This window comes from Clostridium beijerinckii (assembly GCF_008705175.1).
Lineage (GTDB): Bacteria > Bacillota > Clostridia > Clostridiales > Clostridiaceae > Clostridium > Clostridium beijerinckii.
On sequence record NZ_CP043998.1, the window covers coordinates 4,813,073 to 4,831,113 of the forward strand.

Here is an 18,041-nt window from a genome sequence, read left to right on the forward strand (position 1 = left end):
CTGCAGGTTGTTCCATTTTAGCTTGTCAAACTGAAAGTTGGAGCATGCTAAAATGGCTACAACCTGCTGCTTAGAACATTCAGCGATATTTTCATAGCTTTTCGGAATCAAAATATTTATGATTTCGGTAAGTTAACGCATAAATATAATTTTAAAATTGGATGTCTATATATAAGCAACGAACCATAATGAGTATACTAATTATATCCTCAAATATAATCTATTTCCCTCTTTAAAATATATGTCCTCTTCACTTTTTCTAACTATTACTTTTCCGTTAGTAACTTCTACGATCTCGTTTTCTATATCTTCAGCCATTAACTTTTCAGCTAATATATTAACAACTACTTTATCGCTGTATTCAGTATCTTCTATATGCCAAGAATTTTGACCGCATGTATATTGAACTTTTCCAAAAAGATCATATTCCATTTCAAAACTTAATTTCAAGCCTTCAACTTTTTCCACAACTCCAGCTGATTTTATTGCAATACTAGCACCTTTTGTATAGGCTCTAGTTAGACCACCTGCCCCTAAAAGTATTCCGCCAAAATATCTCGTAACAACTACTGCACAATCTGTGACCCTACTTTTTTTCATCACTTCAAGAATTGGTATTCCTGCTGTTCCCTGTGGTTCGCCATCATCTGAGTATCTTTGAATATTCATGTCTTTGCCGATTATATACGCTGAGCAATTATGCCTTGCCTGCTTGTGCATATTCTTTATCTCATTTATAAAAGCTTTAGCTTCCTCTTCATTTTCTACCCTTTTTGCATAACCAATAAACTCTGACTTTTTTTCTTCAAATCTATCTTCACCAAAGTCTTTTACTGTAATGTACGACATATCAATCTAGCTCCTTTTCAATCTAAAATCAGAATATATAGTACGCATATTGATTTAAAACAACTTTATACATACTTAAATAATTAGAATATTACGATACCTTACTATGCTGCATTTTCACTGGATATTCTGAAGAATATATATTGTACAGAATATATATTGTACAGAATATATATTCTAATATTGTTTAAAATATATATTCTAAAATTCTTAAGAATATTAACATGAAGTGAAACTCAGCCTCAGAGGGAGTTTTTAGGTGCCCCTTGATGGTAACTCTACCACTGAAGGTTAGTTGAACTTATCTAGTGTCGCGTGTCACACTGTTATCTCCCACTTTAATAGAATATGGGAATATTACAGTACTAGACATCCGATAAAATCTCTCACTAGTTAATTTAACTTGTCATATCTAAGTTCCTTAGCCAAAATTAATTCTTCCTTAAGTATTTTCATACCTTTCTCAATCTTTTCCTTATCGGTTTGATAAAAGGCTATCCTAAAAGAATCTTGTCCATCATTTTGTGATGTAAAGAACATAGCCCCTGGAGTAATATATACATTTTTCTTTTTAAGTTTTATAAAAAGTTCTTTAGTATTAATCTTAAACTCATCTTTTAAAGTTATATAAAAATTCAATCCACCTTTTGGATCATTGTAGGTTAACATATCTTTAAATTCACTATCTAGAATTGTTTTTAAATGCGTATACCTTTTTATATATTCATCATTTAGATTTTTAATATTCTTTTTCCACTTATTACTCGAAATATATAATTCCAAGGCTCTCTGCATTAAACTTGAAGTAGTTATATCTGTATTGTGCTTTGAATTTTGAAGAGTTTCACTGAATACTTCTGGTGCAACTAAGTATCCTAATCTTATTCCTGGAAGAAATATTTTCGAAAAACTTTTTATATAAATTACCCTATCATTTTTATCAAGCCATTTAAACGGCACATATTCTAATGAATTTTCATATATAAGTTCCGATAAATAATCATCTTCAATTATGTAAAAATCATAAATTTCTGCAAGGTCTAAAATTCTCTTCTTCTTTTCTATACTATAACTTACTCCTGTTGGATTTTGAAAATAACTCATTGTATAAAAACACTTTATTTCGTTTTTCTGTAATATCTTTTCAAATTTATTTAAGTTTATTCCATCTTCATCAATTGGCACTTCAAACAAATTAACTTTTCTCCATTTAAATACTGATAATGCTCCTACATATGTTGGCTTTTCAACTATTATATTATCATTTATATTTAATATTCCTTTAGATGCAATATCAATTCCTTGTTGAGCACCTGATATAATTATTATGTCTTCATTGTTTAATTTATTATTCCAAAATACTTTATTTATAGTATAAATAAGATTAGTATATCCATTTCTGTTGTCTGAAAGTAATGCATTTGCTCCATCTCTTTCTAAAACTTCATTTATAATTCCTTTTAAATCATCAATAGGGAATAGCACTTCCCCTGTAGTCTCCCCAGTAAAATCTATTACATCAGTTAAATCTCCCATGGATATCTTTTTTAATGCATTTGAATATTCTTTTCTAAAATTTGAAGCAACTTCTTTTCTTTTTGCATAACTACCGCTTCCTACCTTTTGATAGGCATAACCTTCTGATTTAAGCTTATTGTATGCACTAACTATAGTAACATTATTTACGCCTAATTTTTTTGACAGCTCTCTTATTGTTGGAAGTTTGTCTCCTTCTTTTATCTTTCTTTTATCAATTAAACTTTTTATATAATTAGCTACTTGAATATACTTAGGGATATCATCATCTTTAAACGCAAAATCTTTATAAATATCCATAAAACTCTCCTTTAATTGATTGTAAGACTATTTTTTTGATTGTGCCTCATAACTCTTGTATGAATACACATTCTCTCTAACTAATTTTTCATTAGAAGGCAAATCCAAATTTTTAGTATCTTTCATTATCAATTTTCTCTTGTATAATTCCTTTAGTATATCTTCTATTTTTATATTAAATTCTTTGAACTCATCACTATTTTTTATCTCAAAGGAGCTTAAAAATGCATTTTTTTCATATAAATAGTCTAGTAAAGACTTAGCTGCCTCATTTATATTTTCATCTAGAAAATTCTCGATATAATCTACAGCGTTTTGTATATTTTCCTTTGCGCATTTATCATTAAACAAATTATCAACTATAACATTAAATTTATTATTTAAGTTTATAGCCATTTTTACTGCGTCTTTACTTACAGTGTATCCATTTAAATTTAAATATAACTTAGCAAAACTATCTAGAGCTCTTATTAAAACTTCATAAGATGTAAAAACACTATTGTTTTGCAAATACTTTTTAGTTACTCTAATATCTTTTATAACATTACCTAAATACACCAAGTTCCAAGTTTCTCTGTATTTATCTAAACTATATTTGGCTTTATTAAAAATGCTCTCAATTTCATCATCTCTTGAAAATATTATTTTAGAAGATATTAGTAAGTTCCTTATAACTCCCTTATTCCCATTACTTTCGTATAGTTCCAAAAAGCTTTCTTTATTTAGGACCTTTATATGTACCGGTACCCCTAGTATTTCAGAATATATGTCTCTAACATTATCAAATATATCCTTATATACAATGAATAAATCTATGTCAGATTCCTCCCAAAGATCACCGCTAATTATGCTTCCAAATGCAAATATAGCCAACACTTTTTTATTGGTCTTCAATACATTTATTAACTTTTCAGAGGATTTCTGATATTCTAATATGGATTTTGACACTTAATTTCACCTTCTTTTACTAAGACATTGTATACTTTGTTTATCAGATGGCTATCACCTAAAGCATTTATTCATTTTAATTAAAAAATAACAGTTGCAAGCTTCTTGAGATCTTGCCTTTTAAGGCATAAGTACAATTAAATTCTAGATAAAGCTTAATCACATCTGAATCAAAGTTTTACTTTATAACAAACTTACTAACATTATAACGTAAAGAAATATTTATTTAAAGGTACTACTTTACAGTACTACTCAAATCCATAATATTCGAATAAAAAAAGATTCTTAAATATAATATCTAAGAATCTTCTGTTCTATTCACAAATGGCGGACAATCTTTATCCATTTTCTTTATCTGATGTATGTAAATCTTCAAACGCCTGCTTAATGACTCTAATATCTGATTAAGTTCGTGATTCATTTCATAAACAAGCTCCAATGATTCCCTTAGTTCTTTTCTCTCACCAAAAGTATTACTTTGTATTACCTGTGCAACTCCTGCTATATTTAAAGATGATATAGAGATAAAGTATAATGCATCAAGTAAAGGACGTACCTCTCTAGTAAAATAAGTTAAACTTATCTGCTCGACTCTAATTGAAGCAACATTAGTTTGAGCTGCACTTATTTGTGCTATTGCTGTACTCATATTTGATAATTGCGTTAATACTTGATTCTGCATATCTCTTAGTTCATTATTTAAATCCGATGATACATTTTCATTACCAGCGGCATCAGTCGCATTAGCACCTGTACTTCCCTGATTCAATGCCCTCTGAGCAGTTCTTAGGGATCTTGCGCTTCTAGGATCTAATTGATTTAATGGTCCACTTGTTTCCATAAACTATAGTCTCCTATAACAATTCTTATTTAAGTATATTACGGAAGAACTATATTTATTATTATATTTAATCAGTTAACCTTATATCTTAGCGTATTCCTGAGTTTTATTAAAAACTTCATCATCTACTTCTGCTACCATATATGTTCCATTATCTTTATATTCTTCTTCAAGTATTCTAGCATTTCTATGTAAGAAAGATTGAATATCGCCTTTCTCATAAGGTATTAAATACTCTACTTTTCTATAATTATATGGCAATTTTTCCTCAATTAAACTTAGCAATTTATCTAAATTTATTTTTTCTTTAGCCGAAATTTCTATTACATCAAAATTTCCTACTGCAAATTCTTTAATTCGCGCTTTTTGTTCTTCAGTAGCTTTATCTATTTTATTTAAAACTAATATTGTTTCTTTATCTATAGCCCCAAGCTCACTTAAAACTTCATTTACAGCATTATATTGATCTATTGCACTATCTGAAGATACATCTATTACATGGCATAGAAGATCTGAAAATATAACTTCTTCTAAAGTTGATTTAAATGCTTCCACCAAATCATGTGGTAATTTCCTTACAAAACCAACTGTGTCTGTAAGAGTTATTACTCCTTTTTTACTTAGAGTTACAGCTCTTGTTGTAGTATCTAATGTTGCAAAAAGCATATTTGCTTCAAATACTTTTTCCTTAGTTTTATTTTCATTTTTTGCTGCCAAATCACAAAGTGTATTTCTTAAAGTTGATTTTCCTGCATTAGTATATCCAACTAAAGATACTTTAGGAATATTTTCTTTTCTTCTCTTTTCTCTTTGTACTTCTCTAGTTCTTTTTATTTTCTTAAGCTCATCTTTTAAATCATATATTGTTTCCATTATATGTCTTCTATCTGTTTCAAGCTTCTTTTCTCCAGGTCCTCTAGTTCCTATACCACCACCTGTTCTAGATAATATAGTTCCGAGTCCCTGTAATCTACCTAATCTATATTTCAACTGAGCTAGCTCTACTTGAATTTTTGATTCTTTAGTTTTAGCCCTTGTTGCAAATATTTCTAATATTAATGTTGTTCTATCTATTACTTTGGCTCCTAATGCAGCTTCTAAATTTCTAACTTGAGATCCTGAAAGCTCATCATCAAATATTATTACATTAGCTCTTTCTACCTGCCTCATAGAAGCAATTTCCAACACTTTACCTCGTCCAATAAAGTATGCTGCATCAATTTTACTTCTGCTTTGGAATACAGTTTTTAAAACAGGTATGTTGCAGGCTTCTGTAAGCTCTGCTAATTCCTCTAGACTTTCTTTTGTATCAGAACCAACTAATATTGCTTTTTCTTCTGTTTCCTCTATGACATCATTATTCTTAATTAAATTTTCTATAAATCTTATCCTATCTAAAATATTTATAGACATAATTTCATTTAAAGAAAGATTACTTTTTTCTTCTGTTTCTAATTTATTGTTATATAAACTAAGCATTCCCAAAGAAAAATCTATTATATTCCCATCTGTTATAGCCACTGATATAATTGCATCTAGCTTTAATTTTAATAGAGCTGTTAAATCTAGCGCTGAAAGATTACAATAACCATTTGGATGAGTATGTATAACTCTAACACCTGATAATCTCTTTTCATCTATATCTATTATTGGAACCTCAACAGATGTAGAATCTCCAATTGCAACAGATGTGACATTACCTTTTCTATTTATAGCTACACTGATTTCTCTTTCAATAAAACTAGAAACTCTAGAAATAATATTTAGAATTTCTTCATTACATATTTCATCCTTTAAATTTCTTATAGAATAAATATTCTCTAACTCTTCTATTAAAGATTTTCTAATTCCTTCAATATTTCCATATATCATATAAACACCTCACATTAGCCAAGGGATATTTAAGAAAATAACAAACCAGTATGTTTATCTATCTCGTGTCATACTGCATCGTTAGGTTTACCTTGATAGTTCTTTATAAGTTAAACCTTCCTACTTTCCTGACGCAAAATATACATATTAGAAAAGAGCCTGTATGTTGCACATAAGAACTTTTCATTACATCTTTAACTCGCTATTTTCCTCATATCCCTATCTTGACAACTTTCATATAATTTTATACTATTAATTCATTAATTATAACTTTAATAATCTACACTTGACAATATACATTTTATAAATTTAGAGTAAATTATCACATAACTTGAAAAATATGCAACAATTTATAAATACCTATGAGTATTTTATCTGTAATCATATATATTGCAAAAATAATTCTTCATCATAATTCTAAAAATATTGCAAGAATTTTAGCCGTAATTTTGAATTGTGAAATGTGCATTGTGAATTGCAACATAATATATTATGTATTCTAAAAAATTAAATTCATCAAAAATAAATTCAAACTATCAGTTATTGTAAACCAAATAGAATGAGTTATATTATTTTAGAACTTATATGCTAATAATAAGCTGTGTATTTTTAAGGAAATGTGTACATTTGAAAAATAAATATAAAAGGAGTTTTTTAAACATGGAAGATAAGAAACGTAACATTCTTTTTTCTGAAGAACAAATTAATACAAGAATAAAGGAATTAGGAAAAACTATTGCTGAAGATTATAAAGGTAAAAAACTTTACATTTTATCTTTACTTCGTGGAAGTTTTATCTATGCTGCTGATTTAGCTAGAGCTATAGATTTAGATGCTAAAATAGGATTTATGACTACATCAAGCTACGGACATAGCGAAACATCTTCTGGGTCTGTTAAAGTAGTTAATGATATCTCTGATAATATTGAAGGATGGGACGTTCTTATAGTTGATGATATAGTTGATACTGGAATTACAATGGATTTCGTTTATAATTACATAAAAGGTTTGAACCCAGCTTCTGTAAAGACTTGTGTTCTTCTTGATAAACCTTCTCGTAGAAAAGTACATATACAACCTGATTACTGCTGTTTTGAAATTGACGATGTATTTGTAGTTGGATACGGATTAAACTACGGGGATTATTATAGAAATGTTCCTTACGTATTTAACTGGGAATAAAAACAAATAGGTAAGGCTATTCAATTTAATTTTAAGAAAAAAGGTTATAAGGCGAATTCTTATAACCTTTTTTCTATGGATATCCAAATTAAGACCTAAGTTTATATATTCACTAGAAATTATAAATATTTTTGTGAAGAAAACATTTGAAAATGAGCTGTTAAAGGTTCTTAATAGTAGGTTGTTCCATTTTAGCTTGTCACACTTAAAGTTGGAGCATGCTAAAGTGGATACAACCTGCTACTTAGAACCTTCAGCGATATTTTCATAGTTTTTCGGAATCAAAACATTTATAATTTCGGTAAGCTATAGCATAAGTCTGGGTTATATAATGTTTATCTATACCTTTAATTTGTATCCCCACTCTTGCTCTGATCATTTGTAGGAAATCCAAGAGTTGTATTTGGTATTTTTCCAACTATGATTGTGTCTGAAACCGGAACTTGTGTGCTCACCTCAGCATCTTGATTCCTTAGTGGAAGTCTAAGCCTGATTTTAGCTGTAACATTTAAGTATATCTTATGCCTAGTTTGATTAATTCCAGCACTTTCAAATTTAGATTCATAACTTGTACTTATATTTCCTATAGGCTCTATCTCAACACTTATCTTAGGGCCAACATTATAAAAGGCACTTTTATCACTCATCCAGCCTAAAGGAACTTTTATTGCATTGTTCTTCATATCACTTAATTCTTTATTACATTCTGTAGACAATTCAGCTGCTATATAATTCAATTTTCCAGTATCCGCTTGAATTAAAATTATATTGCCTTGGTTGTCTTTTTCAATTTTTACCATCTCATCATACTTAAAATCTTTTGATAAAATATCTACACTTTTTTTATTTATTATATCTAATGTTTGGGACTTTGCCATTATTGTCGCTATTTCTGTCACAGAGGGCATGACCCTTTGATCAAAAAACATTACAGTTATGTTTAAAATGACAATAATAACTATAATAAGTACTATAAATGATATGTATTTATGCGTTTTTCGTCTTGTATAATATTGCATTGTCAACACCTTTATTATTGAGTTATTTATTTAATCATACTATAATTATGCTATAATGATATAGAATATTATTAAATTATATACCTTGTAATTTTAGGAGGATAAAATGGCAATTAATGATAACGTGAAAAAACCAAACAATGCCCCACGAAAAAAAAAGCCATCTAAAAAGAAGAAAAAGAAATCAAAAAAAATTTTTAAGGGCATATGTTTTGGTTTTATATTTTGTTTTCTTGCAATGTTAGTAGTATGCGCAGGTTATGCTTTTGCTATTATAAAAACTACGCCTCCTCTAAATGTCGATGCTGTATTAACTTTAAACCAACCTTCCAGTATATATGATAGTGCTGGGGACTTTATGGATAATATGCAGACTGATGAGGAACGTTACGTTATAGATTCAAGCAAAATACCATCTAACTTAAAAAATGCTTTTGTATCCATCGAGGATGAAAGATTCTACCAACATAATGGAATAGACATTCAGAGAATTGTAGGTGCAGCTTTTTTAGATGCAAAGAGATTTGTTACTGGACAAAAAGGACTACATGGAGCATCTACACTAACTCAACAATTACTTAAAAACACAATTTTAACTAATGATGTTTCTATTGAAAGAAAGATAAAGGAAGCTTATTTAGCTATTAATTTAGAAAAAGCATTAACAAAGGATCAAATTTTAACAGCTTATTTGAACACAATCCCCCTAGGTGGTCATGTGTATGGAGTAGAGGCTGCATCTTTATTATATTTTGGTAAAAGCACACCTGATTTATCTTTGATTGAATGTGCATATCTAGCCGGAATTACTCAAGCTCCAAGTTCATATAGTGCTTATAACAATCAAAAGGATCCAAGTCCTTATATTAACAGAACACTTACCGTTTTAAGTCAGATGCATAAGCTTCAATATATTGATGACGCTCAATATGATAAGGCCGCTAACGATGTTAAAAATGGTGGTCTAGTATTTAAATCAATTAAAAAGGATTATAGATTAAATTATGAATGGTTTGTATATCCTGCTGTGTCTCAGGTAAAAGAAGACTTAAAGGAAAAATATAAATATTCAGATGAAGAAGTATCTAAATTAATGGTTAATGGTGGTCTTAAAATCTATACAACCATGGATAAAGATCTTCAAGATTTTACCCAATCTACTTTAGATAATTATAAAAACTTAGGAATTAATAACAAGGAAAGCTACGATAAAGATGGTGTTCCTTTATTACAAGCGTCCGCAACAATAATGGATTATAGAAATGGTCATGTTCTTGCAATGGTTGGGGGACGTGGTAAACAAGGTCCGCAATCAATAAATAGAGCTTATAATGATTTGCGTCCTATCGGATCGTCTACAAAACCATTAACGGTATATGGTCCTGGCATAGATCAAAAAATTATAACTGCTGCAACACCTATAAATGATGCACCAATACCTCCTGAAATCGGAAAGAAGTATTCTCCAGCAAAAGATGGTCCTTATAATCCTCTAAATTCCCCTAATGAATATTCAGGACTTATGACCTCAAGAGATGCTCTTACGCATTCAAAGAATACTGGTGCAGTTTTAACAGAAGATAAGATCGGTATGAAAACTGGTATTGAATACGGTGAAAAGCTTGGTCTAAAGTATAACGCTGCTTCTAAGTCATCAATGGCAGCTGTTGCTTTAGGACAATTCAATAACTCTCCAAGTGATAGGGACGGTGGTAATACATCTATCTTAGCTGCTGCATATGGCAGCTTTGGTAACAACGGTATATATACAGAGCCTATGCTATATACAAAAGTAGTTGATTCTACAGGTAAAGTTTTACTTGATAATACTTCGCCAAAACAAGCAAAAGTTTTTTCACCACAAGCTGCATATATTCTATATGATATGTTAAAAGGACCAGTAAATGAATACAATGCTACTGGTGCAAAGTGGGGCAATATGCCTGTTGCTGGTAAAACTGGTACTACTTCTAATTCCACAGATTTATGGTTTGCAGGACTTTCACCTTACTTATCAGCTTCTGTTTGGATTGGATATGATAATCCTAAAGAACTCCATGGTAGTTCAAGTGGGTGCGCTGTTGTTTGGGGAAAATTAATGGCTAAAGCTCATGCAAAGTTAGAGGTAAAAGATATAGAAGAGCCTAGCGGAATAGTAAAAGCTAGTGTTTGTAAGGATTCTGGTGAACTTTCAACCCTTTTCTGTAATTTTGACCTTAGAGGAAGCAGGGTTTATGAAGAATTATTCATCGATGGAACACAACCAACTTCAAATTGCACAATACACTCTGGTACTAATCGATATAATTTTAATAACGGATCTTCGGCTAATTTAAACCCTGCAGATAATAATTCAAATTCGGGTAATGCCCCAGCAGATTCCGAGACTCCTCCTGCAACTAATAATGACGCACTAGCTCCACCTGTCGTTGGTAGTACGGAACCTTCACAGAAAACTGAAAATAATAATGAGAATAATAATTCAAATTCTAATAATGCTAGCACTGGTGGTAACAAGAATACTACACATAATTCTTACGGACCTGGTAGTAACAATCAGCATCCACCAACAAATAATTAAATAGCTCAAGTATGTTATGAATTTGCTAAATTTTAAATTTCTATAAAATAAATAAAAATAGAGGATAATCAAATATCAGATTATCCTCTATCTTTTTATTTATTTGTAATAACTTCTTTTTCAGCGCCATCTTTTAATATATTTAAAACATTACCGCTCTCAGCGCTAATAAAAAACTTCCAACTAATATTTGCCTCCTTATCATTTTTACCATCTATAGTTACAATGTAACAGACTTCATATATTGGATTTTTTTCTTTTTCCATTCTATTATCTGCATAAACTAAATCAGTTTCATCTTTAACTACAGTTTCTTTATTGTATTTTTCAAAAGAGTCAACGGATATTTTTTTTGCTTCTCCACTAGAAATATTTATTACAGGATCTTTACATTCCCTTTGCATTGTAGAGTTGGAATACCCATCTAGAAATCCACTTTCTTTATCAATATTTAATTTTATTTCATCGAAATAAAACGGATATCCATTCTTTTGCTTTGTATATATGAATGAGTAATATGGCAGCTTTTTAGCATCCTCATTGCTATTAATTGTCTTTAAGACCACTTCTCCATCATATATGTTCTTTAAGTACCCTTCTGCTAAAGTTCTAGCATCTTGTAAATTAATTTTTGTTGCATTTGCTGGAATTTCTTTTTTTGCAAAACCTATTACATTATTATCTTTATCTAAATCTATACCAAAACCTTGAGTTACTATACTTCTATGAACTAATTCATTCTGACTATTTAGCGTCCTTCTTCTTTCATATTTTATAGATTCTAAATTTTGTTCAGTATTTATTGCATTAATTGAATATAACCTAGCCATAAAATCCTTAGATGCCCTAATATCTTTTGCACCTGGACCAATCAGATTATACAGTATTATGACTATTATTATGATGAGACAAACTAAAATTATTCCCCCTATAATACTCGCTTTCCTTAACTTCATTAATTACCTCCCTTGCAGACTTAACATTGCTATTCTATTTTATTATACCATATTTTTATACTAGTCACATTCAAAAAAATAACAATTCCATCTGTTCCAACAGCCAATCCAAATTTAATTCATCAGAGCCTTATTTAGACTATTAGACACTACAAACTGAATAATTTTATAAAGAATGACTATATAATTTAGAACTCATATATGTTGCAATTCAAAATGCACATTTCACAATTACAACTAAAATTCTTATAGTATTTTAGGAATTATTATGAAGGATTATTTTCGTAATATATATTAGAACTTTGTACTTTCAATTTCCATGGTGTTCAACTTCAAAACTAGATTTATTAGATGAATATATTTGTAAAATTTCTAATACTTTAAGCTCGTATCTTCACTAGAAATCATAAATATATTTGTGTAGAAAACATTTGAAAATGAGCTGTTAAAGGTTCTTAGCTGTAGGTTGTTCCATTTTAGCTTGTCAAACTGAAAGTTGGAGCATGCTAAAGTGGATACACCCTGCTGCTTAGAACCTTCAGCAATATTTTCATAGCTTTTCGGAACAAAATATTTATGATTTCGGTAAGTTACCACATAAATTTAGTTTTACAGTTGGATATCTATATTCTCCACACACAAAAAGGCCTACTTTAAATACTAATTGTATTCTAAGTAGGCCTTTTTAAATCTAATATTCAATTATTCATTCATTTAAAGTCCGTATTTTATATTTCCGGAAACCATAAAGCAATTTCTTCTTTAGCACTTTCTACAGTGTCTGATGCATGAACACAATTTTCTGTCTTACTTCTAGCATATCTATGTCTTATTGTTCCTTCTTCTGCATCTGTTGGACTAGTTGCTCCATTAATCTTTCTTATTCTTGCTACAGCATCTTCACCTTGCAATATTAATGCACATAGTGGGCTCCTTGTTATAAACGTTATAAGTTCCTCATAAAAGTCTTTTCCTTTATGTTGACTATAATGCTTTTCAGCAATTTCTCTTGTAGCTCTCATAAGCTTTAGGGCTACTATTTTTAAACCATTATCTTCATAACAACTTAAAATATTTCCTATTATATTTCTTTCTACTCCATCTGGTTTAACTAATACTACGCTTCTTTCAATCATACGAAGACCTCCATATAGTGTAATTAATTCATATTATTCCCTAATACATATACATTATACTAAAGATTCTGAAAATTTTAAATACTTTTGTGATTATCATCTAATTTTTAGATGTATTATGATATAATAAAAAAATAAATAATGAAATATATGTTAAGTTATATGAATCACTATAGCTAGGAACAATCAAATAAATAACAAGTATATTTGCCATCCTATTTTACATCATTGGAAGCTCGACTCACATGCGCTCACTGAGTATTCACAGAGTAAGCGGCCATCATCAAATCACAGATTTGAATGTCTGCTTAACTAATTCACACCAAATCATAGATTTGGTTTCTCTGCTCATCAGCAAATTGACCTAATAGGCCTGATATGAGAAAAACATATTTTATCAAAAGTATCGATTTATAAAGGAATTGGAGGATAAACACATGATTAGATATTCAGCAATAGTACAAGGAAGAGTACAAGGTGTTGGTTTTAGATATTTTATTCAACTTACAGCTTGCAAACTAAATTTAACTGGTTGGTGTAGGAATCTTATGAACGGAAATGTAGAAATTGAGGTTCAAGGACTAGAAACTAATGTCTTATCTTTCGTTTCCGAAATAAAAAAAGGAAATGGATTTGCTAAAGTTTCCGATATAGATTTAAATATACTTCCAGTATTAGATGGTGAAAAAAAGTTTTCAATTAAATATTAGTCAAAAAATAGAATGTATACATAACCCAACTAATACCTGAACTTATACAGATAACTCTCCGAAATGAATAACATACTTTTGTTCCAGTTTCTAGGTAATTCTGATGGGTGATTCTAAGTCTATAAAGTTGCATCCAAAGTGCTAGCCTCAAAGAATAAGCTTTGAACTAGCACATTTGGAACAACTTATAGCCAAAGAATCACATCCATCATAATTACCAATGAAACATTCCACAAAAGTATATTACTCATTTCTATCTGGAGGATATTTCATAGTTTACGTATAGTTTATGATTGGGTATCCATACTATAGATATCCAACCCAAAAGATATACCTATACTTTAATCTTTGTGAATTATACTAGAAATTAGATACATGTTTGAGAAAGCGGCATTTGAAATTGAGTTGTGATAGTTCTTAGTTGAAGGTTGTTCCATTTTCTGCTTGTCCTAAACTTGTTTTTGGAGCATGCAGAAATGAGTTCAACCTTCCACTTAGAACTATCCAGCGAAAATTTCACTAGTCCGCTGGAACAAATTTGTATCTAATTTCGGTTTTCCCACACATAAATATAATTTTAAATTTGGATATCTATAAGAATTTAGCTTATCATACATTCTATTGTTTAATTTCTATTGCAATTATTCTACTTCTAAATCTTTTATTCTACCTCTTTTCTTTAATCTCAATAATAATTCCTTTGGATCATTATTTATTATAAGTTCTTCCGGGAATTCTATTGATTCTAGCATATTAATAGCTTCTGTAAATTCCCCAATACGAGTACAAAAGTGCGCATCACTATTTATTATTAGCTTAGTCTCATGTTCCTTACATAGCGATGCTATTTTTGTACAATTACCTAAACTTCCAATTCTAGATGTTGTAAATGAGCTATTGTTAATTTCTATTAAAACATCATTTTCCTTAGCACACTTTATTACTTCTTCAAAGTCAACTGGAACTCCTGGATTTCCAAGATGACCAATTATATCAACTTTTCCACTCTTTATTACGTTTATAAAAGCTCGTGTATTTTCTGCAATATTTCCAACTTTGTAAACTTCATCATGTATACTTCCAATTACAATGTCCAATTTCTCTAATGTTAAATCATCCATGTCTAAGCTTCCATCATAATCAATTATGTTAGCCTCAGTTCCATAAAGCATTGTAACTCCAAAAAGTTCTCTTGGCAGCACCTTATAATTATTGAAATACCATATATGCGGAGAATGTGGCATAGTAATTCCGTGCTCTGTAGTACCAAGCACCTTTATTCCTTTCTCCGAAGCAGCTTTTGCATTTTCCATTAAGGTTGAGTAAGCATGGCCGCTTGCTATAGTATGAGTATGCACATCTAATGCATATTTCATTATATCACCCCATTTATCTATTTTTGGCAAAACTATATATGTTGCAAAAATAATTCTTCATCGTAATTCTAAAAATATTACAAGAACTTTAGCTACAATTAATTGTGCGTTGTGAAATGTGAATTGTACATTACAACAAATATAGTTTATAAAGTATTTAATTATTATTTTTCTCAATTACTATGTTATCATATTTAAATTTTTATTCAAATACGATCAGGCCTCAGAAAACATTTACTTAAAAATAATTAAAAGTTGGATGCATTTATAAACATAAAATAACAAATACAAAATACTATAATTATTTTTCATAATAAGTATATTGTTCTCTTATATTCTCTATTAGTTCAATATACTTAGCGGAGATGTGGTTAAGTTATACAACTATAATTCCCCAACAGAACAGAATATGATATTAATTGAATTGTGCCAAACAGAACGACTGTTAATGTGAACAATGCAAATTACTATACAGAACCTTATTGTTATAGAATCAGTATGATGAAAAATAAACTCAATATACTAACTTATTATTTTTTATTGTATCGTCTTCTTCTACTTCCTATTTTACCTTTATCGCTCTTGTCTTTGCTTTTGTTTTTATATAAATATAGAACTATAGCAATTACTGCAAATATTATAAACAAACCTATTATTATAAGCATTATCTTGGCATTGCTGCCTAATTCCTCTACCTTTTCATAAACTGGCTTTGTAGTTTCTTTTTTCATTTTATATGTTTTAATATTACCCTCTTCATCTATTATTGCGCAGTCTCCATTAAGTTTTTGAAACATATCCGTTACACTTAAGTAATTTAGTGAGTCCTCTAATACTTTATTATTTGGTGATGTTAATACAAGCATTACCTTTTGGCTATTATATTTTGATATATCAAATTGGAAGTTTGCAATCTTATAGCTAAAAGGGTCTGTTAATTGAAGCTTTTCATTTGATAAAAATTTTGAATAGCTTTCATCATACTTAAACCATAATTTATCATTTATCTCTGAAATCAATTTATTAGTTTTTGGTGTTCCATAGACTATTACATTTTTCTTTTTATCATCAGCTGTCACATTTGAATTACTGATAACTTTAAGATCTCCATTGTTGTAGGCAACATCTTTTCCTAAAAAACCAATAACTTTTCCTAATGAATTCATTTCTTTAGAACTTAGACTATCAGGCACAATCATCGCAACATCATTAAACATTTCGTCTTTTACAAATGGTGCACTGTAACTTGAAAAATAATATCCTTCCGTATCGTTATCACCAATATATAAATACGAATCTCTTGTAACAAGGGCCCAAGGCATAGCCTCTTCTCTTTTTTCACAATATGTATCTTTTAAAATTAAATCAAAACCAAGCTTTATATCTAAATAGTTTGTGTAACTTATATCATTTGGTAAACTAAGCTCCAATTCATCATTTAAAGCCTTACCCTTATCAAGTTTTTTACTTCCTATAGGTGTATTATTAACGTACACTGTAACTAAAGATTTATCAAAATCAAGATTATCTGAATATCTCATAAAAATTTTAAGCTTATCGCTTTGAGAAAAAACCTTATTTTTAGGAATACTATAGCTTATTCCAGCTTCTCTTCTAAAAACACCTTTTAACTGTATTTCACCAATTCCCATATTGTCAAAAGTGATTTTTCCACTTTTAGTATCTGGAACTGTATCTACCTTTAAATCTTTATTTACTTTATAAGTATCACCACTTAACTGAGATATTAACTCTTGGTTTCCCAGTGCTTTAACTCCTCTTATTAAGTTGTCATCATCATTACACAAAATCATCATGTTTTTAATATTTGTATTTTTTGAATACAATGAATTTGATATTTTTATAAGACATTCATCACTTTGATCATTTTCTTCTGTATACTCATTAGGAAAACTATTAAATTTTCCAATAAATATATTATTGGTATTTTCTCCTTTTTGAAAATCTCCATACTTAGTTATACTTATTTTATTTTCATATTTATCATTTAGTTTTTGTAAATATGAATTTAAGATGTATGCAGCACTAAGCTCTGAATCAGTGTAATCATCTGGAATTATAATTAATAAATCCTCTAAATCACTATCATTATCATAATTTTTTAAAAATGGATATGGAATATCAGATATTTTATTATTGGAAATAATATTGTTAAAGGTTGTTTTTATGTTAGTACCATCTTTTATTACAAACCAATTAGCTGAATTAACATCATCTACACATGGGTCCTCAGATGATGATCTTAAGTAAGCTTCTATTTTTAATTCACTAGATCCAGTTTTTATTAGCTCCTTTGGTATAGATACCGTTAACTGCTGAACCTCTGAATCTGCTCTGTAATAAACTTTTTGAGAATAAAAAGGAGTTCCATTAACGGATAATTTTATATAGGAATTTTTACTATTATCAATTAATTGATTTATAGAAAAATTCACTTGAACTTCAGCTTTAGTATTTTCCCACCATTTATCTACATTGAAATATATACTATTACTTGAAAAAGTTCCATTAAAGGATATGTCATTACTTAAACTATAAGTTTTTATACTTTCAGTTGTTTCTATATTATTTCCTTCAGATGCAGCAAATACTTCAGCACCTGTATTAAATATCAAAATCGCTGTAGAAAAAATAAAACACACGAAAAAAAATAATACTCCAAAGATGTGCTTTTCATTGTTCCTCATTACTTTATTTGAAATATATCCTTTCAT

General features: G+C 29.3%; 13 protein-coding genes. 3 read left to right on the forward strand and 10 right to left on the reverse strand.

Translation table 11 applies throughout. The features are described 5' to 3' along the window. Positions 1–201 precede the first annotated feature (201 nt). From F3K33_RS21625 to hflX, 5 genes are all read right to left on the reverse strand, one after another. A complete protein-coding gene (locus tag F3K33_RS21625) occupies positions 202–849 on the reverse strand; it encodes a YigZ family protein (RefSeq protein ID WP_039769536.1) in 648 nt (215 codons plus the stop codon). Between the two features lie 393 nt (positions 850–1,242). Continuing rightward, positions 1,243–2,685 (reverse strand): aminotransferase-like domain-containing protein, encoded by a 1,443-nt coding sequence (locus F3K33_RS21630; protein WP_039769537.1) that lies wholly within the window; start codon positions 2,683–2,685, stop codon positions 1,243–1,245. Positions 2,686–2,712: 27 nt separating this feature from the next. Continuing rightward, positions 2,713–3,633: a nucleotidyltransferase domain-containing protein gene (locus F3K33_RS21635; RefSeq protein WP_023973250.1), complete on the reverse strand. Its 921-nt coding sequence runs from the start codon at positions 3,631–3,633 to the stop codon at positions 2,713–2,715. Positions 3,634–3,931: 298 nt separating this feature from the next. Next, entirely contained in the window at positions 3,932–4,474 is a 543-nt protein-coding gene (locus tag F3K33_RS21640) for a hypothetical protein (protein WP_023973251.1), read from the reverse strand. An 81-nt stretch (positions 4,475–4,555) separates the two neighbouring features. Beyond that, positions 4,556–6,346 (reverse strand): GTPase HflX, encoded by a 1,791-nt coding sequence (hflX, locus tag F3K33_RS21645; protein WP_039769539.1) that lies wholly within the window; start codon positions 6,344–6,346, stop codon positions 4,556–4,558. A 660-nt stretch (positions 6,347–7,006) separates the two neighbouring features. Between hflX and hpt the strand changes: the two genes are divergently transcribed. Continuing rightward, positions 7,007–7,528 (forward strand): hypoxanthine phosphoribosyltransferase, encoded by a 522-nt coding sequence (gene hpt / locus F3K33_RS21650; RefSeq protein WP_023973253.1) that lies wholly within the window; start codon positions 7,007–7,009, stop codon positions 7,526–7,528. A 347-nt stretch (positions 7,529–7,875) separates the two neighbouring features. Here hpt and yunB read toward each other — a convergent pair whose 3' ends face one another. After that, a complete protein-coding gene (gene yunB, locus F3K33_RS21655; protein WP_023973254.1) occupies positions 7,876–8,547 on the reverse strand; it encodes a sporulation protein YunB in 672 nt (223 codons plus the stop codon). A 106-nt stretch (positions 8,548–8,653) separates the two neighbouring features. Between yunB and F3K33_RS21660 the strand changes: the two genes are divergently transcribed. Then, complete coding sequence (locus F3K33_RS21660; protein WP_023973255.1) at positions 8,654–11,128, forward strand: transglycosylase domain-containing protein; 2,475 nt, start codon at positions 8,654–8,656, stop codon at positions 11,126–11,128. A 95-nt stretch (positions 11,129–11,223) separates the two neighbouring features. Here F3K33_RS21660 and F3K33_RS21665 read toward each other — a convergent pair whose 3' ends face one another. Together F3K33_RS21665 and ndk are read right to left on the reverse strand one after the other, a co-directional pair. After that, the gene (locus tag F3K33_RS21665) at positions 11,224–12,084 is read right to left on the reverse strand and encodes a YcdB/YcdC domain-containing protein (protein WP_012060388.1); all 861 of its coding nucleotides are present in this window, start codon (positions 12,082–12,084) and stop codon (positions 11,224–11,226) included. 728 nt (positions 12,085–12,812) lie between these two features. Continuing rightward, positions 12,813–13,220: a nucleoside-diphosphate kinase gene (gene ndk, locus F3K33_RS21670; protein WP_012060389.1), complete on the reverse strand. Its 408-nt coding sequence runs from the start codon at positions 13,218–13,220 to the stop codon at positions 12,813–12,815. Positions 13,221–13,657: 437 nt separating this feature from the next. On the opposite strand from ndk, the gene F3K33_RS21675 reads away from it, so the two are divergent. Further along, positions 13,658–13,930, forward strand: a complete 273-nt coding sequence (locus F3K33_RS21675) for an acylphosphatase (RefSeq protein ID WP_039769542.1) — start codon at positions 13,658–13,660, stop codon at positions 13,928–13,930. Between the two features lie 641 nt (positions 13,931–14,571). Here the strand turns inward: F3K33_RS21675 and F3K33_RS21680 are convergent. After that, positions 14,572–15,306 (reverse strand): phosphatase, encoded by a 735-nt coding sequence (locus F3K33_RS21680; protein ID WP_039769544.1) that lies wholly within the window; start codon positions 15,304–15,306, stop codon positions 14,572–14,574. A 530-nt stretch (positions 15,307–15,836) separates the two neighbouring features. Next, positions 15,837–18,041 (reverse strand): cellulose biosynthesis cyclic di-GMP-binding regulatory protein BcsB, encoded by a 2,205-nt coding sequence (locus F3K33_RS21685; RefSeq protein ID WP_039769547.1) that lies wholly within the window; start codon positions 18,039–18,041, stop codon positions 15,837–15,839.